This window comes from Enterobacter sp. DC4 (assembly GCF_000568095.1).
GTDB lineage: Bacteria > Pseudomonadota > Gammaproteobacteria > Enterobacterales > Enterobacteriaceae > Enterobacter > Enterobacter pseudoroggenkampii.
The window spans coordinates 195,017-217,306 of sequence record NZ_AZUB01000007.1 but is presented as its reverse complement, the minus strand read 5'-3'; the positions used below and the strand labels follow the sequence as shown (position 1 = coordinate 217,306).

Annotated in this window: 18 protein-coding genes; 11 read left to right on the top strand and 7 right to left on the bottom strand. The window is 55.9% G+C overall.

Translation table 11 applies throughout. The annotated features are described in order from the left end of the window. Positions 1-7 precede the first annotated feature (7 nt). Together P349_RS04970 and P349_RS04975 are read right to left on the bottom strand one after the other, a co-directional pair. Positions 8-1,150, bottom strand: a complete 1,143-nt coding sequence (locus P349_RS04970) for an HlyD family secretion protein (RefSeq protein WP_032646109.1) — start codon at positions 1,148-1,150, stop codon at positions 8-10. 48 nt (positions 1,151-1,198) lie between these two features. After that, a complete protein-coding gene (locus tag P349_RS04975; RefSeq protein WP_152540052.1) occupies positions 1,199-2,695 on the bottom strand; it encodes an efflux transporter outer membrane subunit in 1,497 nt (498 codons plus the stop codon). Between the two features lie 179 nt (positions 2,696-2,874). Between P349_RS04975 and P349_RS04980 the strand changes: the two genes are divergently transcribed. After that, a complete protein-coding gene (locus tag P349_RS04980; RefSeq protein ID WP_032646111.1) occupies positions 2,875-3,519 on the top strand; it encodes a TetR/AcrR family transcriptional regulator in 645 nt (214 codons plus the stop codon). A gap of 123 nt (positions 3,520-3,642) precedes the next feature. Continuing rightward, positions 3,643-4,047, top strand: a complete 405-nt coding sequence (locus tag P349_RS04985) for a helix-turn-helix domain-containing protein (RefSeq protein ID WP_023326759.1) — start codon at positions 3,643-3,645, stop codon at positions 4,045-4,047. On the opposite strand, the gene P349_RS04990 is transcribed toward P349_RS04985, so the two are convergent. Further along, positions 4,044-5,249, bottom strand: a complete 1,206-nt coding sequence (locus P349_RS04990; RefSeq protein ID WP_032646112.1) for an L-dopachrome tautomerase-related protein — start codon at positions 5,247-5,249, stop codon at positions 4,044-4,046. The two genes, P349_RS04985 and P349_RS04990, sit on opposite strands and share 4 nt — an antisense overlap. 109 nt (positions 5,250-5,358) lie before the next feature. Here P349_RS04990 and P349_RS04995 point away from each other — a divergent pair, with 109 nt between their 5' ends. Together P349_RS04995 and P349_RS05000 are read left to right on the top strand one after the other, a co-directional pair. Beyond that, entirely contained in the window at positions 5,359-6,258 is a 900-nt protein-coding gene (locus P349_RS04995; protein ID WP_032646113.1) for a LysR family transcriptional regulator, read from the top strand. A 16-nt stretch (positions 6,259-6,274) separates the two neighbouring features. Then, positions 6,275-6,784 (top strand): hypothetical protein, encoded by a 510-nt coding sequence (locus P349_RS05000; protein ID WP_032646115.1) that lies wholly within the window; start codon positions 6,275-6,277, stop codon positions 6,782-6,784. A gap of 31 nt (positions 6,785-6,815) precedes the next feature. Here P349_RS05000 and P349_RS05005 read toward each other — a convergent pair whose 3' ends face one another. Continuing rightward, the gene (locus P349_RS05005; protein ID WP_024906766.1) at positions 6,816-8,600 is read right to left on the bottom strand and encodes a diguanylate cyclase; all 1,785 of its coding nucleotides are present in this window, start codon (positions 8,598-8,600) and stop codon (positions 6,816-6,818) included. Positions 8,601-8,720: 120 nt separating this feature from the next. Further along, positions 8,721-9,830 carry an AI-2E family transporter gene (locus tag P349_RS05010; RefSeq protein ID WP_024906767.1) on the bottom strand — a complete coding sequence of 370 codons (1,110 nt, stop codon included), beginning with the start codon at positions 9,828-9,830 and terminating at the stop codon, positions 8,721-8,723. 352 nt (positions 9,831-10,182) lie between these two features. Between P349_RS05010 and mmuP the strand changes: the two genes are divergently transcribed. From mmuP to tauD, 6 genes are all read left to right on the top strand, one after another. Then, the gene (gene mmuP / locus P349_RS05015) at positions 10,183-11,583 is read left to right on the top strand and encodes an S-methylmethionine permease (protein ID WP_008503244.1); all 1,401 of its coding nucleotides are present in this window, start codon (positions 10,183-10,185) and stop codon (positions 11,581-11,583) included. After that, positions 11,570-12,502, top strand: coding sequence for a homocysteine S-methyltransferase (mmuM, locus tag P349_RS05020; RefSeq protein WP_032646116.1), 933 nt, complete (start codon positions 11,570-11,572; stop codon positions 12,500-12,502). The genes mmuP and mmuM overlap by 14 nt, the downstream gene beginning before the upstream one ends. Positions 12,503-12,728: 226 nt before the next feature. Then, entirely contained in the window at positions 12,729-13,691 is a 963-nt protein-coding gene (gene tauA / locus P349_RS05025) for a taurine ABC transporter substrate-binding protein (protein WP_001018397.1), read from the top strand. Between the two features lie 10 nt (positions 13,692-13,701). Continuing rightward, positions 13,702-14,469 carry a taurine ABC transporter ATP-binding subunit gene (gene tauB / locus P349_RS05030; protein ID WP_032646117.1) on the top strand — a complete coding sequence of 256 codons (768 nt, stop codon included), beginning with the start codon at positions 13,702-13,704 and terminating at the stop codon, positions 14,467-14,469. Further along, positions 14,466-15,293 carry a taurine ABC transporter permease TauC gene (gene tauC, locus P349_RS05035; RefSeq protein ID WP_032646119.1) on the top strand — a complete coding sequence of 276 codons (828 nt, stop codon included), beginning with the start codon at positions 14,466-14,468 and terminating at the stop codon, positions 15,291-15,293. The genes tauB and tauC overlap by 4 nt, the downstream gene beginning before the upstream one ends. Beyond that, the gene (gene tauD / locus P349_RS05040; protein ID WP_032646120.1) at positions 15,290-16,138 is read left to right on the top strand and encodes a taurine dioxygenase; all 849 of its coding nucleotides are present in this window, start codon (positions 15,290-15,292) and stop codon (positions 16,136-16,138) included. The genes tauC and tauD overlap by 4 nt, the downstream gene beginning before the upstream one ends. A gap of 105 nt (positions 16,139-16,243) precedes the next feature. Here tauD and P349_RS05045 read toward each other — a convergent pair whose 3' ends face one another. After that, positions 16,244-17,944 carry a lysophospholipid acyltransferase family protein gene (locus P349_RS05045; protein ID WP_032646121.1) on the bottom strand — a complete coding sequence of 567 codons (1,701 nt, stop codon included), beginning with the start codon at positions 17,942-17,944 and terminating at the stop codon, positions 16,244-16,246. Positions 17,945-18,071: 127 nt separating this feature from the next. Then, positions 18,072-19,046 carry a porphobilinogen synthase gene (gene hemB, locus P349_RS05050; RefSeq protein WP_024906774.1) on the bottom strand — a complete coding sequence of 325 codons (975 nt, stop codon included), beginning with the start codon at positions 19,044-19,046 and terminating at the stop codon, positions 18,072-18,074. 451 nt (positions 19,047-19,497) lie between these two features. On the opposite strand from hemB, the gene P349_RS05055 reads away from it, so the two are divergent. Next, positions 19,498-22,272, top strand: a complete 2,775-nt coding sequence (locus P349_RS05055) for an autotransporter outer membrane beta-barrel domain-containing protein (RefSeq protein WP_032646123.1) — start codon at positions 19,498-19,500, stop codon at positions 22,270-22,272. Positions 22,273-22,290 lie beyond the last annotated feature (18 nt).

Here is a 22,290-nt window from a genome sequence, read left to right as displayed (position 1 = left end):
GTTTCCGTTATTCACTTTTTAAATTAACTGTCGCTTTCATGGACAGCCCAACCCGCAACGGATGTGCTGCAAGCTCATCAGCATTGAGTTTGATGCGCACGGGCAAACGCTGAACAACCTTAATCCAGTTACCCGTTGCGTTCTGCGCAGGAATAACTGAAAACGCTGCGCCGGTACCGCCATCAAAGCCTTCTACCGTTCCATGGAAAGGAACGTTGTCGCCATACAGATCGCTCACCAGTTCCACTTTCTGCCCCACTTTCACATGCTGGAGCTGAACTTCCTTGAAGTTGGCATTGACGTGAATTTGCTGTACCGGCACCACGGACAATAACGGCGTGGAAGGCTGGACACGTTGCCCAAGCTCGACCTGGCGACGAGCAACCACGCCATCAACTGGCGAACGGATCACGGTTCTTTCCAGATCCAGTCTGGCCTGATCGCGCTTTGCTCTGGCGAGAGCGACTTCTGGGTTGGTCTCGGTATTTGCATCCTCAATCATTACGGCATTCGCCTGTCTTGCACCCACTGCCGCCTGTCTTGCTGCATCGGCTTGCGCCACGGCGGCTTTAGCGGCATTCAGGTTTGCCAGAGCGGAAGCATAAACGTTTTGAATACGCGTCAGTTCGTCGCCTGAAATCGCGCCTGTCTGCATGAGCGCCTCGCGTCGCTTGAGGTCAACCGTCGCGCGCTGGAAGTCAGCGTTTGCGGCATCAACCTGGGCCAGCAGACGTTTTTGCTCTTTTTCATTTGCCACAACTTCAGCGCCGAGTTTTGTGTCGGTAGCCTTATATCCATTGACCCGCCGAATAGACAGGTTCAGGTTTGCTTCTGCCTGATTAAGGGCTAACTCTGCATCAGTAGGATCCAGCTGGATCAGAACATCGCCTTTTTTTACCACCTGAGAATCCGTGACGAGGATGGCACTTACCGTACCGGTGATCGCGGAAGAGAGCTGAGCGGACTCGACATCGGTATAGGCGTTATCGGTCTCAACATAGCGAGAACCCACTAATTCCCAATATGCGAACGAGCCTGCGCCAGCCAGCGCGATGCTTAATGCAAGATAAGAGAATAAACGTTTTCTTTTTTTCTTTTTGATATCGGATGATTCAATATTTTGATTTTCAATAGCTGCAGAATGACTCATTTTATTTCCTTTCTTTCCACTATTTAGTAATTAACCTGGTGTTAAAAATCACTGTTTGCTCGAGGTATATCCACCGCCCAATGCACGCGCTAATGCGACGTCAATCGTAAAGGCACGGGAATTTACATCGGCTAATTTTCTGCGGGCCGCAACCAGCTCATCTTCCGAGGATAAAACGTCGAGATAATCAGCGACCTTTCCTTCATACCTTTGTCTGGTGAGCGAATACGCTTTTTCTGCCGACGTGACTGCACCCTGAGAATAAAGCATCTCGTCTTTCAGAGAGGCTCTGCTGGTGAGTGCATCGCTCACTTCACGAAGTGCATTCGTTAACGTGGCGTTATAAACGTTCACCGCAATATCATATTCACCGCTGGCGTATTTCAAATCACCCTGTAGCTTTTGCGTATTAAATATTGGCAACGATATGGCCGGACCAAAACTGCCAATTGCTGAGCCACTCCGGGTAAGGTTGTTAATACCCAGTGACTGGAACCCGGCAAAGGCAACCAGATTAACGCTGGGGTAAAAACCGGCTTTTTTCTGTTTGATTTGCTCTGCTGCAGCCTCTGCGCGTAAACGTGCCGCGACAATATCAGGACGTCGACCAATCAGATCCAGCGCAATATTGGGAGGAAGTTCCTCATGCGCTAAAAGCGATGCCTTTGGCGCGGTTATGGCCAGCGATCTGTCGGGCCCGTCACCGATCAATGCAGCGAGGGCATGTTTTTTGATCGCAATCGCTTCCTCTATTGCCACCAGATTTGCTTTTGCGTTGAGTTGACGCGTCTCAACCTGTTGAAGGCTGGATAAATCTTCTAGCCCCGCATCATGTCGTTGCTGGAACAACGCGAGCGTACTGGTTCGTATAGTGAGGGTATCGTTAAGCGTTTCGCGTACGGTGTATAAATGCGCCAGCTCCGCATAAACGGTAACAACAGACGAAGAGAGCACCAGCCTTGTTTGCGCTTTTTCCGCGACAGCCGCCATTTCTCCTGACGTTGCAGCCGCGAGCGCGGCGCGGTTTTTACCCCAAAAATCTATTTCCCAGCTCATATCCAGCGTGGTACGACCATAGCTGTTCCAGTTTTGAGGCGTTGCGCTTTCAGGCGTCACATAGTTGTAACTCATTTTGTCCCGCATAAAGCTGGCGTTTGCGGTGACCTCAGGGAAAAGCGAACCGCTCGCACTTTGCGTCATCGCCTGCGCTTGTTTCACGCGAGCTTCGGCGATGTTAAGCGTAGGGGAATTTTTAAGCGCGTCATCAATCAGCCCGTTGAGCTGCTCGTCACCGTATTTCTTCCACCAGTCATCTTTCGGCCACTGGCCGTTCTGATGTGGGAAACTTTGATCGCTTTTAAGTTGTGTGACCGTCTTCATAGGCGGTGGGGTGCCAAGGTCGGGGATCATGGCGCATCCGCTCATACTGATGGCGGAAATGACAACACAGCCCATCACTATCCTGGACCGGGTTAAACCGGAAATACGACATCCCAGTAGTGTCTCCTGAAAACCTTTCATCAGTACGCTCGTCATGCTGTTCATAGAGAAGTCCAAATACAGTACCGTACAGTACGGTACACTTTATATCTTGACTTCTGAGCGTCGTCAAATGAAAATGTACTCGTCAGTACGATTACGAACCCTACTACCAGACGTGATTCCGAAATCAGAGAACAAAAAGTGTTGGCCCCGGTCAGACACCTAAACTAACGAGGAAACATATGGATAAAAGAGCGCTTAAACGGCAACAGATTCTGGAAGTCGCATCCGGGCTGTTTCGACAAAAGGGATTTGATGCCACGTCTATCTCAGAGATTAATGCGATTGTGGGTGGCTCAAAATCGACAATTTACAGTCACTTTTCTTCGAAAGAAGAGCTATTTGTAGAATGCATGTCTTCAGAAACTGAACAGTATATAAAGAGCATGACTATTGAAACTGCAGGGCAGGTGCGCCTTTTCAGAAAATCACCACAGCTGGTCATCGAGCAATTTGCCGTTGCCTTTTTACGCTATATTTGTTCACCGGATATTGTGGATTTGCAAAGATTAATGATTTCCGAAGCCGGAAGGTCGGGAATCGGAGAGTTATATTATGAGCGAATGCAAAAACTGCGTTCAAACGTATCGGCGCTTTTCACCGATTTAATGAATCAAAATATCTTAAGAAAAGATGACCCTGTGCTGGCCGCTGAGTATTTTCGCTCTCTTCTCCAGGCCGGTATCCTTGAACCCTTGCTTTTAAAAGCGCGAAAGGATCAGCCAGACGAAAGTGAAATTGTCATGAAAGCGCAGGCCTCCGTTAATGCGTTTATGAAACTGTATGGTCCTGAACAAAATGAGGATGTTGCAAAGACATCTCACTAAAATACAGTAAGCATTCTCTCACCCTATTATTAGGGTGATTTTTCTTTTAGGAAATATTATTTTCAATTGTCATTGGATGACGTTGCCAGCGGCCTTCTTGTAAATAAAATTTCGTGGATACTTATGTGTATAAAGTTTACTCTCTTAAAAGATCGTGAAACTGTAATTAAGTCCCTGACTCACTGGATTGACTCGAATTTATATAGACCTATTACCGTTCTGGATGTGGCGCGAAAATCCGGTTATTCATTGGCTTATATTCAACGAAACTTTCGCCAGGAGTGTGGCATAAGTATCGGTCTCTATATTCGAAGCCGGAAACTTGAAAAAGCCGCGCATATGCTCAGACATACGCAGCTCTCTGTTTCAGATATATTTACAATGTTAGGCTACGAAGAGCCGTCAACGTTCAGCAGAGCGTTCTCGAATCAATATGGACTCTCCCCAACCAAATACCGTGAGATGGCTAAAAAAAGTCATGACATGAATGGATTGTCGATATTGATTACTGAGGTGACGCGCGACTAATTCTTTGAAGCATCGAGACGCAAGCGCCACAAATCATAGCGTTCTTCTCCCGGTTTAACGGCTCCCGCGAAGTGGTCATTGAGGCGACTTGAGGTAAATACCATCTCCCCGTTCGGACGGATTGCCGGCGTGTCTGGCCAGCGCACCTCTTCGCTTGCCGCAATCAGCGACATGGCATGGGTTTCAGGATCGTATCTGACGATACCATTGCGTGTGACATCGGTAATGTAGAGGTTACCTTTTACATCTGTCACCATTCCGTCGGTGTTGCCCCCCACGCGACCCAGATCGCGGATCTGCCCGGCAATTTGCGCATTGGTTGACGCAGGCTGCCTCAGTATCGCAGTCGGTACCGCATAGGCGCGCGTGCCGGTTGTCACCGTCCAGTACAGCGTGCCCGCATCGGGTGAAAGCGCAATGCCATTGATACCAATCAGTAATGGTTTACCAGGCCAGACTTCAGTCCCGTGCGAGACGACGTTAACGCCTGGCTCAATCTGCAGCGCAGGGTGACGATCGAGCACGCGCCGGGCTATACCGGTAGCGAAATCAGCGATAATTAGTCCCACCTGGTTTTCAGGCGCACTCCGCGAGCCGCTGTCGGAGATATAGGCGACACGGCGGTTCTCATCGACCACCACATCATTCAGAAAGCTGGCCTTGCGGTCCGCGACGCCGTCCAGGGCGATGCGTTTGATGGTGCGGCCAGAGTGGAGATCCAGTACGACCAGTTTCTGCGCCCCCGCGGGGGACTCTGTTTCGCCTGCAACAAACCCCATGTCCAGCGCCCATAGCCAGCCGTTTTTACGGTCAATATAAAAACCGAGCACGTTGCGCAGGCTCTGAGCGGGATCGGTGTTCACCGCATTCCCCTCGCGGGAGGGAAATGCCGTCAGGCGGGCAGGGCCAGACTGCGCCGTCGTATCCAGAATGCTTAACGTGGCGGGTGCTGCGGCGGAAACCAGCCGGGGTGTGCTGACAAAGGCCCGGTCCATTGCATCAAAGTGGATACCTGCAATAGGGGCATTGACCGAACCGGAAAACGTCGCAGGTATCTTTCCGTCTTGAGCGGTATCCCAGCTCACACCGGCGTAGCTTCGCCAGCGCTCCAGAGGCGGGTGGTTCGCCGCGTTGACAACACTTGGGAAAGAGAACAACGCCGCCATTGCGATGGCGGACAGAATATGGGGACGGTTGAACATTGACAGGCTCCAGTGGAACGTTCATGTGATGAATGCTGGCCACTTTACTCATCGCCCAACGGGAGATAAATTAGCCAAATTGAAAAACATTTGTTCCTGAGAGAGCAAAATGAGCCGGAAATTTGATTACCTCGGCGACGTTGAAGTCTTCATTGCTGTGGTTGAACACGGCTCATTTACGGGCGCAGCGGTTGCCCTTTCAACCACCCCTTCGGTACTGAGCCGCGCGGTCACTCGCCTGGAAGCGCGTCTTGGACGGCAGCTGTTACAGCGCACGACCCGCCGGGTGGGGCTGACCGAAGCCGGACGCGTCTATCTTGAGCAGGCGCGCTCAGCGTTTTCTCTGCTCGATGACGCCGAACGCGTTGGCCGGGGTCAGGAAGGCGATCTGACCGGTCGCGTGAGAATGAGTGTCCCGACCACCTATGCCCACTACCGCCTGCCGCCGCTGCTGGCGCACTATAATCAACGCTACCCACGCGTACAGGTGGAGCTGAACATTACCAATCGCAACGTTGACCTGATCGCAGAGGGGTTCGATCTGGCGATCCGTCTGGGACAGTTGCCTGACAGTGGACTTGTGGCGCGTAAGCTGGAAGACGCGGCATTGCTTCTGGTCGCCTCCCCGGACTACCTGCATCGGAGAGGAAAGCCTCAGACGCTGGAAGAGCTGCAGGGCCATCAGTGCCTGCCGTTTATCATGCCGCGCACCGGTCGTATCGCCCCCTGGGTATTTTATGATGAAGGGCGCGATATTGACTGGTTGCCGGGTTCAACCATTGAAATATCAGACGATGTACTCGGCGTGGTTTCGCTGGCGGAGCAGGGGATGGGGATCTGCCAGAGCTATGAATTTATCGTTCGCGACAGAATACAGGGCGGCCAGTTAGTTGAGGTGCTGCCGCACCTTCGGGGACGATCGCGACCTTTCTCCGTGCTGTTTGCCCCGCACCGGCGTCAGTCAGCAGCCACCCGGGCAATGATTGACCTTCTGACCCGACAAGAATGACAAGGACGAGTCCACCATGAAAAAAGCGCGTTTTTCCTTTTGGATCCCACTCATCGCGAGCGGGATAGCACTGCTATCGGGTTTTGTGGTCTGGTCAGTCAACATTTACCGCGTGACATACCTTTCTATCCGCGGGGAGCAGTACCTTGCCTGTGGGGCGTTGCTGCTGGCGCTGGTGCCGATGGTCTATTTCATCAGAAAGGGGAGACTGGAAGGTAAGCATCTTGCTGGCGCGGTAAAAATCTACCTCGGCTTCTTTATTTGCAGTCTGCCGGTTGCCATGTTCGTGGTCTTTACAACGGCCTGGCTGCTGGAGGGGGACTATTCGGCCTGGAGCAAACCTTACCGGTATGAGTCCAGTACCCGCCACAGCTGCTCGGGTGCGGAAGTCTACGAGCCGGAATTAAAGAAGGAGATCCGCATCTGTAACCCGCAGGGTAACGTTTATTCCGATACCACCCTGTATGTGGAAAAGCGGAGCAATGCCCTGGGGATTGTGGTGCTTTGGGCTATCACGCGCGCCTGAACCAGGGAAAGTCAGGGCGCGAGAATCAGCGTCAGCCCGCCTCCAGCATCCCAAAACTCACAATCCGCGCGCGTCCCAGCTCTTTTGCCCGGTATAGCGCCACATCCGCAGCGCGCAGCAGGTTGTCGGTCTGGGCATGCTGCGGGTAGCTGGCAATGCCAATCGACACGTCCACCGGCCCAATCTCGGTCAGCCCGTAGCGAAGCGACAGCTCATGCACGCCGGTGTAAATCTTCTGCGCGCAGGCGTACGCTTCTGCTTCATCGGCACCGGAAAGCAGCACCAGAAACTCCTCGCCGCCGTAGCGGAATGCCAGTCCGTTGTCATGTGCGGCCCGCTGAACAATTGACGCCACGCTTTTGATCACCAGATCGCCCGCTTCATGGCCGAAACGGTCATTAATGCTCTTGAAGTGGTCGATATCAATCATCATGCAGCTTAAGGGCACGCCAGTGCGTATCGCCTGTGCCGTTTGGGTTTGCAGGGTATCTTCCAGATGGTGACGATTACGCAGGCCGGTGAGCGGGTCAAACAACGCTTTTTCCAGCAACGCGTCGCGCAGACGCTGGTTGGCCAGCGCCAGCCCGAGCGCCTCGGCCATCAGCTCCAGATACGCGCGGGAAGGGGCATTGTCCGCCGTGATATTCTGGAAGGAGAGCAGGCCAATGGCCTCGCCCTGAGCGATAAGCGGCACGCAAAGCGCGCTTTCCGCCTGGGATGCCGGAAGATGGTAGCAGGCAATATCCGGCTCACCGTTCACCGGCGGGTGACTCTGCCCGCGTCGCACGGCCCAGCACTCGTCCGGATGGAATGTCGTCTCTTCACCAACCGGCGAAAGCCACTGCGCGACGCAGCGCATCTGCCACGGCTCGCGGTCAAGGACGTAGAGCCGGCCCGCGATCCCCGGTGCGATATTGGGGGCAAACAGCTCCGCCACGTTAATCACATCGTTAAAGTTCTCACACCCCTGCAGCCGCTGGGTCATGCGCGCCAGCAGCTCGCGGATGGCCCAGTCGGCATCGCGCTCTTTTTCCAGACGCTGTCGTGCCAGGCCGTTTTCACGGAAGATGCTGATGGCCTGGGCCATATCGCCTATCTCATCGATCTGGTTGAAATTGGGCGTTTCAACCGCGTAATCCTGGGATGCCAGACGGTGCACCACGTCGCTCAGGCGCACCACGGGACGCAGCACGCGGCGTTTCAATATAAAGCCGAGCACAAACAGGAACAGCAGGGCGGTCAGGCCGACCGTCAGCTCAGAGGCGGTACGCAGCGCTTTCGATTTTTTTGTCGCATCTTTAACGGAGCCGATAACGCGCTTGTCCAGTATCTGGCGAAAGTGATCGATCTGATTCTGCGCGCGATCCAGCTCCTGCTCATAGGGCTGACCATAGAGTAAGGCAACGGCCTGGGCGTCTTCTCCGCGTTCAAGGCTGGCGAGGGCGGTTTGCTGTTCGTCCTGCAGCTCATCGATGATTTTTATGCCTTCGCGCAGCAGGGAGAGCTCATCATCCGATGCGCCGTTGTCCCGCAGTTTTTCCAGCCGTATTTCAATGTTCTTAAGGTAATTCTCTGACTGATTGTATTCTTTTAACGTTTGGGGATCTTTTTTGATGACATAGAGGCGTGCTAAATCGGACTGTGCCCAGGCGTCTGTCTCAACATCCTCTGTGAGCTGATCAAATCGCTGTCGCTGCTCAACGGCTTGGCGCTCTGCCGTGTCAGCATTGGATGCCAACAGCATGATAATGCCGGAGGCGATGGTCAGGCAGACCGTGGCACCATAGGCCCAGTTTGTTATCGTCGCGATTCGCACCAGATGATCCTTTTACGACATGAGTAGGATGGCGTTCTTTAAATTATAGAAAACGTTTGATTTAAGGCGTAAAAAAAAGGCGGCACAGCGCCGCCTGGTGTGGTCTTTATCGTCACGTCCTTACAAATCTGGAGGGTTTTTTCCTTCTTCGATGAAATCGGGGTCCAGCTCTTCGGCGTTACCTTCGTGATCGCGCCCTGAGAAGAGGTTCCAGCAGGCGATAAACAGCGCGGCGATGAGTGGCCCAATCACAAAACCGTTAATGCCGTACAGCTCCATGCCGCCGAGGGTGGAGATCAGAATCAGGTAGTCCGGCATTTTGGTGTCTTTCCCCACCAGCAGCGGGCGCAGGATATTGTCCACCAGCCCGACGACGATCACGAAGAAGCCGACAATAAACAGCCCTTGCCAGATCTGGTGCGTGGCGAACAGGAAGATGGCGGCAGGCACCCAGACAATCGCCGAGCCGATGGCGGGCACCAGAGAGAGGAACGCCATCAATGCGCCCCAGAGCACGCTGCCGTCAATACCCGCAATAGCAAACGCAATCCCGCCGAGTATGCCCTGAACCACGGCCACTGCCGCCGTCCCTTTTACCGTGGCGCGCGACACGCCGACAAATTTGGCGAACAGGTGCTGCTTGGCGAAATCAGACAGCGGCAGGGAGTCGAGGATCTGGCGCACCAGATACGGGCCGTCTTTCAGCAGGAAGAACAGCAGATACAGCATGATGCCGAAGCTAATCGCAAAGCCAAACGTTCCCTTGCCAATCAGAAACGCGCTGCCGGCGAGATACTGTCCGCCCTGCAGGGCGACATCGGAGAGTTTTTTCTGGATCTGCGCCGCGTTGGTCAGGTTGTGATCCGCGAGGAAGCCGCTGGCCCAGTCAGGCAGGTGGTTGAAGATGCTTGCCACCACCTCCGGGAACTGGGTGTTGTTCTCCTGCAGTTTGGTGTAAACCACGTTCAGCTCAATGGCGAGCGAGGAGAGGATCACCATCAGCGGAATAAAGACGATCAGGCATATAATACCGATGGTCAACAGCGAGGCCAGCCCGTTGCGATCCCCCAGCGCGGCGCGCAGCTTGTTTTTTACCGGGTTGAAGATGACGGTCAGAATGGCGGCCCACAGTATCGCGGAGAAGTAGGGCGACAGCACGTCGAAGAAGGCCCAGGTCACAAGGGCGAGAATGAAAATAAAGAAACCTTTAGTCAGTCCGTTAAAGCGCATCAGTCAGTCCTGGTTACTCATAAACTGTGTCGACTATAGAACTGATTGTGAGAATTACCAACCTTGCATCGGGTGGCACCCGTCCTGCGGGCAGTGTTACGGTATGACTTCGCGCTTCACGGATACCACTTTCGACTGACCGAAGATCGCCTTCTCCCGCACCATGCTGTAAGTATCTGCTTGCGGAGGTGCTTATGGCCTGGCGTCCGATTCTCTATGTGATCCTCACAACCCATCCCAGACTCAGCGCGCGGCGCGCCCGTTTGCGTCTGGTCATCTAGCTTTTTATTAACAATCGCGGTATAACACACCTTCTTTGGATGTTTAGATGTCCATACGTATAGAAGGTAATATGCAAACACAACAAGAAAATGGGCAGCTCAAGCGCACCATGAAAACACGCCACCTGATCATGCTCTCGCTGGGTGGCGTGATTGGGACAGGGTTATTCTTCAATACTGGCTACATCATTTCCACGACCGGGGCGGCGGGCACGCTGCTGGCGTACCTGATAGGCGCGCTGGTGGTCTGGCTGGTGATGCAGTGTCTGGGCGAGCTTTCCGTGGCGATGCCGGAAACCGGCGCGTTCCACGTCTATGCCGCGCGCTATCTTGGCCCGGCGACGGGCTACACCGTGGCGTGGCTCTACTGGCTCACCTGGACGGTGGCGCTCGGGTCGAGCTTTACCGCCGCCGGGTTCTGCATGCAGTACTGGTTCCCGCAGGTGCCCGTCTGGGCGTGGTGCGTGGTCTTCTGCGTGGTGATTTTTGGCCTGAACGTCATCTCAACGCGCTTCTTTGCGGAAGGCGAGTTCTGGTTCTCCCTGGTGAAAGTCATCACCATCATCGCCTTTATTATCCTTGGCGGTGCGGCGGTCTTTGGCTTTATCCCGATGCAGGACGGTTCACCCGCGCCGGGCTTAAGCAACATCACCGCCGAAGGCTGGTTCCCGCACGGCGGACTGCCGATCCTGATGACCATGGTGGCGGTGAACTTTGCCTTCTCCGGGACCGAACTTATCGGCATCGCGGCGGGAGAAACGGAAAATCCGCACAAGGTGATTCCGGTCGCGATCCGCACCACCATTGCGCGCCTGATTATCTTCTTTATCGGCACCGTGTTTGTGCTGGCGGCGCTGATCCCGATGCAGCAGGCGGGCGTGGAAAAGAGCCCGTTCGTGCTGGTATTTGAAAAGGTCGGTATTCCTTACGCGGCGGATATTTTTAACTTTGTGATTTTGACGGCGATCCTCTCGGCGGCGAACTCCGGACTGTACGCCTCCGGGCGCATGCTGTGGTCGCTCTCTAATGAGAAAACGCTCCCGCGCTGCTTTGCCCGCGTGAACAAAAACGGCGTGCCGCTGACGGCGCTCTCGGTCTCTATGCTCGGTGGCGTGCTGGCGCTATTCTCAAGCGTCGTGGCACCGGACACGGTGTTTGTCGCGCTCTCGGCGATTTCTGGCTTTGCGGTGGTGGCCGTCTGGATCAGCATCTGCGCGTCGCACTTCGTTTTCCGTCGTCGTCATCTGCAGTCCGGTCAGCCGCTCTCTGCGCTGCAGTACCGCGCGCCGTGGTATCCGCTGGTGCCGGTGCTCGGTTTTATCCTCTGCGTGGTGGCCTGTGTCGGCCTGTGGTTTGACCCAAGCCAGCGCATTGCCCTTTATTGCGGGATTCCGTTTGTCGCCCTGTGTTATGGTGCCTACTATCTGACCCGAAATATGACATCGCAGGAGCCCGAACATGTCGCAGAATAATCCGCTTACCGCCCTCCTTGAAAAGCAGCCGTTTGTGGTGCTGGATGGCGCGATGGCGACGGAGCTGGAAGCGCACGGCTGTAACCTGGCAGACAGCCTCTGGTCTGCCAAAGTGCTGATGGAAAACCCTGAGCTTATCCGCGAAGTGCATCTTGATTATTACCGCGCGGGCGCGCAGGTGGCGATCACCGCCAGCTATCAGGCCACGCCTGCGGGTTTTGCGGCGCGCGGCCTGGACGAGGCGCAGTCCCGGGCGCTGATTGGCAGAAGCGTGGAGCTGGCGCGTAAGGCGCGCGAAGCGTATCTGGCTGAAAATCCGCATGCGGGCACGCTGCTGGTGGCGGGCTCCGTTGGGCCGTACGGCGCCTATCTGGCGGATGGCTCGGAGTATCGCGGCGACTACGTGCGCAGTGCGGAAGCATTCACCGACTTCCACCGCCCGCGCGTGGAAGCGCTGCTGGATGCGGGCGCTGACCTCCTGGCCTGCGAAACCCTACCGTCCTTTGAGGAGATTAAGGCGCTGGCGGCGTTGCTGTCTGAATATCCCCGCGCCCGGGCGTGGTTCTCCTTTACCCTGCGCGACAGCGAGCACCTGAGCGACGGTACGCCCCTGCGTGACGTGGTCAGCGCGCTGGCCAACTCTCCGCATATCGTCGCGCTGGGTATTAACTGCATCGCACTGGAAAACACCACGGCGGCGCTGAAGCACCTGCAAAGCCTGACGTCGCTGCCGCTGGTGGTTTACCCGAACTCGGGCGAGCATTATGACGCGGTAACCAAAACCTGGCATCACCACGGCGAAGCGTGCGAGACGCTGGCAGGGTATCTGCCCCAGTGGCTGGACGCCGGAGCGAAGCTGATTGGCGGCTGCTGTCGGACCACGCCGAAGGATATTGCTGAGCTGAACGCGCAGCGCTGAGTGCTTTGCCGGGTGGCGGCTGCGCCTTACCCGGCCTACACATTGTGCGATCCGTAGGCCGGGTAAGGCGCAGCCGCCACCCGGCATGAACCAACCGCACAAAACCAACTATCCTTTCCCGCTTTTTATCTAAAAACGAATCGTTATGAGCGATTCATTTTTATTCCTTTATCAAAATTCTCGCGTTGGAAATACTGCCCTCATAACAACAAGGGGAGCAGGCACTATGGCAATTTCATCGCGAATCACACTTCTCGGCGCACTGGCGCTGTGGGCATTTCAGGCGCAGGCGGTGGACGTCACCGTCGCGTATCAAACTTCTGCGGAACCGGCGAAAGTCGCGCAGGCGGACAACACCTTTGCCAAAGAGAGCGGCGCGAAAGTCGACTGGCGCAAGTTCGACAGCGGGGCCTCCGTCGTGCGTGCGTTAGCCTCCGGCGACGTGCAGATCGGCAATATCGGCTCCAGCCCGCTGGCGGTCGCGGCCAGCCAGCAGGTGCCGATTGAGGTGTTCCTGCTCGCCTCGCAGCTCGGTAACTCTGAAGCGCTGGTGGTGAAGAAAAACATCACCAAGCCGGAAGACCTGATCGGCAAACGCATCGCCGTGCCGTTTATCTCAACCACCCACTACAGCCTGCTGGCGGCGCTCAAACACTGGGGCATCAAGCCGGGGCAGGTACAGATTATCAACCTCCAGCCGCCGGCGATTATCGCGGCCTGGCAGCGCGGCGACATTGACGGGGCCTATGTGTGGGCACCGGCCGTGAACGAGCTGGAAAAAGACGGTACCGTGCTGACCGACTCCGAAAAAGTGGGCCAGTGGGGCGCGCCAACGCTCGACGTGTGGGTCGTGCGTAAAGACTTCGCCGAGAAACATCCTGAGGTGGTGAAAGCCTTCGCGAAAAGCGCGATTGACGCCCAGCAGCCGTACATCAGTAACCCGGATGAATGGCTAAAGCAGCCCGCCAACCTGGAAAAACTCTCCCGCCTGAGCGGCGTGCCGGAAGCGGACGTGCCGGGACTGGTGAAGGGCAATACCTATCTGACCCCCGCGCAGCAGGTGCAGCAGCTGACCGGGCCGGTAAACAAAGCGATTGTTGATACCGCCACCTTCCTAAAAGAGCAGGGCAAAGTGCCCGCGGTAGCAACGGATTACAGCCAGTACGTGACCGATCGTTTTGTGAAATAAGGAGTCCGCCATGCTGAATATTACAAATCTGTCTGCTGATTACGGTGGCAAACCCGCGCTGGAGGAGATCAACCTGACGCTGGACAGCGGTGAACTGCTGGTGGTGCTGGGTCCGTCCGGATGCGGAAAAACCACGCTGCTGAATCTGATCGCCGGGTTTGTCCCTTATCAGCATGGCACCATTCAACTGGAAGGCAAAAAGGTGGAAGGCCCCGGCGCCGAGCGCGGCGTGGTCTTCCAGAATGAAGGCCTGCTCCCGTGGCGCAACGTGCAGGAAAACGTGGCGTTTGGGCTGCAGCTTGCGGGCGTCAATCGTGAACAGCGGCTGGAAACCGCGCGGGCGATGCTGAAAAAAGTGGGGCTGGAAGGGGCGGAAAAACGCTATATCTGGCAGCTTTCCGGCGGCCAGCGACAGCGTGTCGGGATTGCCCGCGCGCTGGCAGCGAATCCGCAGCTGTTGCTGCTGGACGAGCCGTTCGGGGCGCTCGATGCCTTCACCCGCGAGCAGATGCAAACCCTGCTCCTGCGCCTGTGGCATGAGACCGGCAAGCAGGTGCTGTTGATTACCCACGATATCGAAGAGGCGGTGTTTATGGCCACCGAGCTGGTGCTGCTCTCGCCGGGGCCGGGCCGCGTGCTGGAGCGCTTGCCGCTGGATTTCGCCCGCCGCTACGTCGCGGGGGAACCCGTGCGCAGCATCAAATCCGATCCGCTGTTTATCGAACAGCGTGAGTACGTTTTAAGCCGCGTGTTTGAACAGCGGGAGGCCTTCTCATGAGCATCGTCTTCAGTGAAAAAACGCGCCGCACGCGTCTGGCGCTGCGCTGGCCTTTCTCACGTCAAATCACGTTGAGCGTCGGTACGCTGCTGGTGCTGCTGGCGGTGTGGGGGGCAGTTGCTGCCCTGCAGTGGGTCAGCCCGCTGTTTCTGCCGCCGCCGGGACAGGTGCTGGCCAAACTCATTACCATCGCCGGGCCGCAGGGCTTTATGGATGCCACGCTCTGGCAGCACTTAGGTGCCAGCCTGGCGCGCATTCTGGTGGCGCTGCTGGCGGCGGTGATTATCGGGATACCGGTCGGGATCGCGATGGGCTTAAGCCCGACGGTGCGCGGCATCCTTGACCCGCTGATTGAGCTTTACCGCCCGGTGCCGCCGCTGGCCTATCTGCCGCTGATGGTGATCTGGTTCGGCATCGGGGAAACGTCAAAAATACTGCTGATCTATCTGGCGATTTTCGCCCCGGTTGCCATGTCGGCGCTGGCGGGCGTGAAGAGCGCTCAGCAGGTGCGGATCCGCGCGGCGCAGTCGCTGGGAGCCAGCCGTACGCAGGTGCTGCTGTTCGTGATTTTACCGGGCGCGCTGCCGGAGATTTTAACCGGGCTGCGCATCGGCCTTGGCGTGGGCTGGTCCACGCTGGTGGCGGCGGAGCTGATTGCGGCCACGCGCGGACTTGGGTTTATGGTGCAGTCGGCGGGAGAGTTCCTGGCGACTGACGTGGTGCTGGCAGGGATCGCGGTGATCGCCGCGATCGCCTTCGGATTAGAACTGGGGCTGCGCGCGTTACAGCGCCGTCTGACGCCCTGGCATGGAGAAATACAATGAGTGAACGTCTGACCATCACCCCGCTGGGGCCGTACATTGGTGCACAGGTGTCGGGCCTGGATGTGACCCGTCCGCTGAGCGATAACCAGTTCGAGCAGCTGTACCACGCGGTGCTGCGCCATCAGGTGGTGTTCCTGCGCGAGCAGGCGATCACCCCGCAGCAGCAGCGCGCGCTGGCCCTGCGCTTTGGCGATCTGCATATCCACCCGGTCTATCCGCATGCGGAAGGGGTGGAGGAGATTATTGTCCTGGACACCCACAACGATAACCCGCCGGATAACGATAACTGGCATACCGACGTGACCTTTATCGAGACGCCGCCTGCCGGGGCCATTCTGGCGGCGAAGCTGCTGCCGGAAACCGGCGGCGATACGCTGTGGACCAGCGGGATTGCGGCGTATGAGGCGCTCTCCGCGCCGTTCCGGACGCTACTGAGCGGGCTGCGGGCGGAGCACGACTTCAAAAAATCGTTCCCTGAGTACAAGTACCGTAAAACGGAAGAGGAACATCAGCGCTGGCAGGAGGCTGTGGCGAAACATCCTCCGCTGCTGCACCCGGTGGTGCGGACCCATCCGGTGACGGGCAGGCAGGCGCTGTTTGTGAACGAAGGGTTCACCACGCGCATCGTGGACGTGACGGAAAAAGAGAGTGAGGCGCTGTTAGGTTTCCTGTTTGAGCATATCACCAAGCCGGAGTTTCAGGTGCGCTGGCGCTGGCAGGAGAACGATCTGGCGATCTGGGATAACCGCGTAACGCAGCATTATGCCAATGCGGACTATCTGCCGCAGCGCCGGATTATGCAGCGGGCGACGATTTTGGGCGATAAGCCGTTTTATCGTCCTTAACCCGTCGCTCCCGTAGGCCGGGTAAGCGCAGCGCCACCCGGCGAAAACGGTGCACAATTGCCGGGTGGCGGCTACGCCTTACCCGGCCTACAAAATACCGCACATTTAAAGGTGCGCCTCAATATACCGCTGATAGCGGTTCGCCTTCAGGTAACACAAATCCACCAGCACCAGCCCGTCAACGCAGTTGTTGAACGCCGGGTCGCTGCCAAAATCAATAAACTGTACGCCGCCGGGCTCGCAAAGTTCGGAATATTGCTTGTAGAGCGGCGGAATACCGCAGCCAAGATTGCCGAGCAGGGACTTCAGTTTCGTCAGATCGTCCACGTAATCCACGCCGCCAAACTGCGCCAGCACGTCCGGCAGGGAGGCGGGATACGGCTGGCGCGAGGCGGCAAGCGGATGCGTCGCCGGGAACCACAGGCGGTAAAAGGCGACCAGCAGATCCCGCGCGGCAGGCGGTAAGCCACCGGAAATGGAGACCGGGCCAAACAGGTAGCGGTAGTGCGGATAACGCGCCAGATAGGCCCCAATGCCGGACCATAAATAGTCCAGGCCGCGGCGCCCCCAGTAGCGCGGCTGAATAAAGCTGCGCCCTAGCTCAATACCGTGCTCCAGCACGTCCTGCATTTTGTCGTCGTAGTGGAAGAGGCTATAGCTGTACAACCCCTCAACGCCGCGCTTTTCGATCTGCATGGCCGTCGGCATAAAGCGATACGCCCCCACGATCTCCAGATCGTCCTCATCCCACAGGATCAGGTGCAGATAATCATCGTCGTAGCTGTCGGTGTCCCGGCGCTTGCCGCTCCCTTCCTCCACCGCGCGAAAGGCAATCTCGCGCAGGCGGCCCAGCTCGCGCAGCAGCGGGGCGTCTTCCTGACCGTTGCGCTGCCAAAGATAGATGGTTTTACCGTCGCTGGTATTGCCCAGACATTCGGCCTGCGCCAGCGCGCGTTTCAGGGTGGCCCGGTTTTCCGGACGGGCAATCGCGCACTGGGTTTTAAAGACGCCGGGCACTCCCTTGCCAAGACGCATCACGTGCTGACGGCACTGCTCGGCCATCTCACGCGACGAAAGGGTGGCGCTGTGCCAGTGATGCCACGCAATCTGCTGGCCGATTTTGATCGGCAGCTGGCTGTGGCGGCGGCGGAACATCTGCTGCATGAGCAACAGCATCGACAGCGTCGGGGAGACCAGCGTGCTGGCATAAAAGAGCAGGCTGTTATGCGCCTGAATATGCACCGGCAGCAGCGGGGCGCGCAGCTTGCCGGCGAGTTTAATAAAGCCAGAGTGCCACTTTTTGTCGCGAATGCCTTTGCGCGTGGGGCGGGACACTTCGCCTGCCGGGAAGAAGATCAGCACGCCTGCGTTTTGCAGATGCTGTTCCATCTGCACCAGGGATGTTTTCGCCGTCCTGCCGCCCATATTGTCCACCGGAATAAACAGCGAGCTGAGGGGCTCAAGGTGGGTCAGCATCCGGTTGGTCACGACTTTTACATCGCGTCGCACGCGGGAGACGGCGTACATCAGCGCCAGCCCGTCCAGCGTACCCGTCGGGTGGTTGGCAATAATGACCAGCGGGCCATGTTCGGGGATTTGTTCAAGATCGCGGGCGGAAACGGTGCAGAGAATATCAAGGTGTTCCAGAACTTGCTCCACCATATCCAGGCCTTTCAGGTGGCGGTGTGCTGCGGCAAATTGCTGAAATTCGTCTTCGTAAAACAGTCTTTTTAACAGACTTTTTTGCCAGGGTGCAGGCCTCGCCTGAGGCCAAAGATCGTCGAGAACGCTATCGAGGCTAAACATGATTACTCCTCCTGCCGTCTTGCGAAGACAGTAGAAGGAGCAGATGTCGGTTGTATTGCAGTTGGGTGAAGATTTGAGCAGAGCGTAGGCCGGGTAAGGCGAAGCCGCCACCCGGCGCTAAAGCGGATTAACGCAGAATTTTTTTCTCGGCCAGATCCAGCGCGAAGTAGCTGAAGATCAGGTCCGCGCCTGCGCGTTTGATGGCGCCGAGGCTTTCGAGGACCACTTTCTCTTCGTCAATCGCACCCGCCAGCGCGGCGAATTTGATCATCGCGTACTCGCCGCTCACCTGATAAGCGCCCAGCGGCAGCTCGGTGCGCTCGCGGATGTCGCGCAGGATATCGAGATACGCGCCAGCCGGTTTCACCATCAGGCAGTCTGCGCCCTGGGCTTCATCGAGCAGGGATTCACGAATCGCTTCCCGACGGTTCAGCGGGTTCATCTGGTAGGTTTTACGATCGCCTTTCAGCGCCGTGCCCGCCGCTTCACGGAACGGGCCGTAGAAGGAGGAGGCGAATTTGGTGGAGTAAGACATGATGGCGGTGTCGGTAAAGCCCGCCGCGTCCAGCGCCTGACGAATCGCCTGAACCTGTCCGTCCATTGCCGCAGATGGGGCGATGAAGTCCGCACCTGCCGCGGCCGCGACGACAGCCTGCTTGCCAAGGTTCAGCAGGGTGGCATCGTTATCCACGCCGTGATCGCACAGCACGCCGCAGTGGCCGTGTGAGGTGTATTCGCAGAAACAGGTATCGGACATGACGATCATTTCCGGCACGGTCTCTTTGCAGATGCGGGACATGCGAGCGACGAGGCCATCTTCTTTCCACGCGTCGCTGCCGGTGGCATCGGTATGGTGTGAGATGCCGAAGGTCATCACCGAGCGGATCCCCGCGTTGGCGATGCGTTCAATCTCACGCGCCAGATATTTCTCCGGAATGCGCATGACGCCCGGCATGGCTTCGATGGCTTTGTAGTCATCGATCTCTTCTTCGACAAAAATCGGCAACACCAGATCGTTTAAGGTCAGGGTTGTCTCTTCAAACATAGCGCGCAGTGCAGGTGACTTGCGCAGGCGGCGTGGGCGTGCAATTAAATCGGTCATGGTATGCCTGATGTTTGTGGAACAAAGAAGGCTAGTGTACCTCAAAGTGAAGACGGGTGTTTTACTAAAGTGGGCATTTTGCTTTTTGCGAAATGCGGCAGGTCAGGTTTCATTTCATCAATATCTAATACAGGTTAGTATATTACTGATAGGGGGTGAGGTATTCGTGTTGTTTCTATATTAAGTGGGATGCATCATTAAAAATAATCCATTATTTATTATTATATAATCCTCCTTCACTCGTCTGTATTTTAACGTTTTGTTTTTATAATGTTTATCTTGAGTGACCCCTGTGTTTGTTGTTTTCGATGTGTTATTGGTCTGGATACGGACTTAATGGAAACATTCATTGAACCTTTTCGAAATGAAACTGCATAATTCCCTCCGCAATTAAATGTTGCAAATTCATTGATGGACAAACTTGCTTACGTCCCTGAGGAGGGATGACCCAATGCAAACATGGAAAAAGAAACTCGTTGTATCTCAACTTGCATTAGCCTGCACCCTGGCTATCGCTTCTCAGGCCAATGCGAAGGATATTTCCGGTACAACTTATAATACCTTCGGATACGATAATACAGCGTCCACACCCTGGTATTATGGCTATGCCGACTGGGATTACTCAGACGTTACCCACGACGGTGATATTTATCCGGTGATTAATAAATCCACCGTGAATGGTATTATTTCAACATACTATCTGGATGATGGTATCAATGGTCGGGCTAATGCATTAAGCATTTCCAACAGTACCATTAATGGCATGATTACCTCTGAGTGTATGACCACCTCGTGTGCTGATGGTATAGACACCGACGGCACGACCCATTCTCAGTACGATCGTTTTAGCCTGACCGTTGATCACTCCACCATTAACGACACCTATGAGCATTATGCTTACAATGTGGTAAATGGCGATAACACCGAAACCCACTATCTTGATACCTATGGGTTGGGCAATGCAATTACCCTGGATGTTGAATCGGATATTGTTATCCAGAATAACTCTCACGTCGCGGGTATTACCCTGACGCAGGGGTATCAGGAGCTGGATAATACCCCGTACGACGGTGTTGAAGGCGTAGCCAACAGCAGCAACGTCTTTACTGACACGCTACTGGTGAAAGATTCGGTACTGACTTCTGGTGCGTACAGCGATTTAGGTACCAGCGGATTCTACGGTCAAACCGCGAAGCCGAGCGACTATGGTGAAACCAACGCGACAGCGGCAGATGATGCGGCGCTGATTGTGGCCGCCAGCGCGTCTGATAACGCGATGCAGACCAGCGCCACGTTCGATCACTCCACCGTGACTGGCGACATTCTTTTCTCCAGTACCTTCGACAACAACTTCTACCCGAACGGTGATTCGGCAACGGATACCAGTGCAGACGGTGTCTATAACCCAACCACCAACGGCTGGGACGGTACCGATAAGCTTGACGTTACTCTGACCAATGGTAGCAAATGGGTTGGTGCAGCGCAGTCGAGCGTCGAGGCTATCGGCACGGCGCAGATGTATGGCCTGGGCTACAGCAACGTAGACTGGAGCGCTCTGTCTCCAAACAGCATTTGGCCGGACTCCACCTATGACAGCAACGGACATGTTGCGGGCGAAGCGGTGTATCAGAGCGGTCTCTTTAACATCACGCTGGATAACGGCTCCGAGTGGGATACCCGCAAGGTGTCTAACATCGACACGCTGGCGGTCAACAACCAGTCTCAGGTCAATGTTGAAAACTCAGGTCTGCTGGCGGATACCATCACCCTGACCAATGCTTCCTCATTGAATATCGGCGACAGCGGCGGCGTGGCCACCGACCATCTGTATCTGGACAGCTATAGCCGTGCGGCACTGACGGAAGAAACGGCCGATCTGTATGCCAACACCATCACCGTGGATAACGGTGCAGAGCTGGCGCTGGGGTTGGGACAGGTTGATACGCACAATATGGTACTGACCGATGGTGGTGTGCTGAACGTTGCCAGCCGTGATTACGTGCTGAACAGCGATCTGAACAACGCACGCTATATCACCAACGATAAGCACAATGCCGATTACGACTACGGCGTTGTGGCGATTAATTCTGATGGCCATCTGTCAGTGAACGGTGACGTCGCCGGTAACTACAAGGTCCGTATCGACAACGCGACCGGAGCCGGTTCCGTCGCCGATTACAAAAACAAAGAGATTATTCGCGTCTATGACAATAACGCGGATACTGCAGCCAGCTTTACTGCCGCAAACAAAGCCGATTTAGGTGCCTACACCTACCAGGCGCAGCAGCAGGGTGACGCCGTTGTCCTCCAGCAGAAAGCGCTGACCGACTACGCCAATATGGCGCTGAGCATCCCATCTGCCAACACCAACATCTGGAATCTGCAGCAGGATACCGTTGGTACGCGTCTGACCAACAGCCGTCACGGCCTGGCGGATAACGGCGGGGCGTGGGTGAGTTACTTCGGCGGTAACTTCGACGGCGACAATGGCGTTCTTAGCTACGATCAGGACGTGAGCGGTATTATGGTCGGTCTGGATACCCAGATTGACGGTAATAATGCGAAGTGGATCGTCGGTGGTGCGGCAGGTTTCGCGAAGGGGGATATCAGCGATCGTACCGGTCAGGTCGATCAGGACAGCCAGACGGCGATGATCTACGCGTCTGCGAAGTTCATGAACGATCTTTTCCTCGACAGCTCCCTGAGTTATACCCGTTTCAACAGCGATCTCTCTGCTAACATGAGCAACGGCCAGTATGTTGACGGCAACACCACCAATGACGCGGTTGGTTTTGGGCTGAAACTGGGCTATGACTGGAAACCAAACCTGTCCGGCTACGTCACACCATACGCAGCCGTGTCTGGCCTGTTCCAGTCTGGCGATGATTATCGCCTCAGCAATGACATGCGCATGGATGGGCAATCTTACGATAGCCTGCGTTATGAACTCGGTGTTGATGCGGGTTACACCTTCAACTACGGCGGCGATCAGGCTCTGACGCCTTACTTCAAACTGGCCTGGGTCTATGACGATGCTGATAACAATGCCGACATTAACGGTGACAGCATTGATAACGGCGTTAAAGGCTCCGCTGTGCGCGTAGGGCTGGGCACCCAGTTCAGCTTCACGAAGAACTTCAGTGCTTACACTGATGCCACTTATCTGGGCGGCGGCGACGTTGATCAGAACTGGGGCGCAAACCTGGGTGTGAAATATACCTGGTAATAAATAAAAGCGGGGGGA

Excerpts from the sequence above, each read along its gene's own strand:
- P349_RS05055 (WP_032646123.1), top strand. The coding sequence starts at position 19,498 with ATGCAAACATGGAAAAAGAAACTCGTTGTATCTCAACTTGCATTAGCC.
- mmuP (WP_008503244.1), top strand. The coding sequence starts at position 10,183 with ATGCAAACACAACAAGAAAATGGGCAGCTCAAGCGCACCATGAAAACA.
- P349_RS04995 (WP_032646113.1), top strand. The coding sequence starts at position 5,359 with ATGAGCCGGAAATTTGATTACCTCGGCGACGTTGAAGTCTTCATTGCT.
- tauD (WP_032646120.1), top strand. The coding sequence starts at position 15,290 with ATGAGTGAACGTCTGACCATCACCCCGCTGGGGCCGTACATTGGTGCA.
- P349_RS04970 (WP_032646109.1), bottom strand. The coding sequence starts at position 1,150 with ATGAGTCATTCTGCAGCTATTGAAAATCAAAATATTGAATCATCCGAT.
- P349_RS04985 (WP_023326759.1), top strand. The coding sequence starts at position 3,643 with ATGTGTATAAAGTTTACTCTCTTAAAAGATCGTGAAACTGTAATTAAG.
- P349_RS05010 (WP_024906767.1), bottom strand. The coding sequence starts at position 9,830 with ATGCGCTTTAACGGACTGACTAAAGGTTTCTTTATTTTCATTCTCGCC.
- P349_RS04975 (WP_152540052.1), bottom strand. The coding sequence starts at position 2,695 with ATGAACAGCATGACGAGCGTACTGATGAAAGGTTTTCAGGAGACACTA.
- mmuM (WP_032646116.1), top strand. The coding sequence starts at position 11,570 with ATGTCGCAGAATAATCCGCTTACCGCCCTCCTTGAAAAGCAGCCGTTT.
- tauC (WP_032646119.1), top strand. The coding sequence starts at position 14,466 with ATGAGCATCGTCTTCAGTGAAAAAACGCGCCGCACGCGTCTGGCGCTG.
- P349_RS04990 (WP_032646112.1), bottom strand. The coding sequence starts at position 5,249 with ATGTTCAACCGTCCCCATATTCTGTCCGCCATCGCAATGGCGGCGTTG.
- tauB (WP_032646117.1), top strand. The coding sequence starts at position 13,702 with ATGCTGAATATTACAAATCTGTCTGCTGATTACGGTGGCAAACCCGCG.
- tauA (WP_001018397.1), top strand. The coding sequence starts at position 12,729 with ATGGCAATTTCATCGCGAATCACACTTCTCGGCGCACTGGCGCTGTGG.
- P349_RS04980 (WP_032646111.1), top strand. The coding sequence starts at position 2,875 with ATGGATAAAAGAGCGCTTAAACGGCAACAGATTCTGGAAGTCGCATCC.
- P349_RS05000 (WP_032646115.1), top strand. The coding sequence starts at position 6,275 with ATGAAAAAAGCGCGTTTTTCCTTTTGGATCCCACTCATCGCGAGCGGG.
- hemB (WP_024906774.1), bottom strand. The coding sequence starts at position 19,046 with ATGACCGATTTAATTGCACGCCCACGCCGCCTGCGCAAGTCACCTGCA.
- P349_RS05045 (WP_032646121.1), bottom strand. The coding sequence starts at position 17,944 with ATGTTTAGCCTCGATAGCGTTCTCGACGATCTTTGGCCTCAGGCGAGG.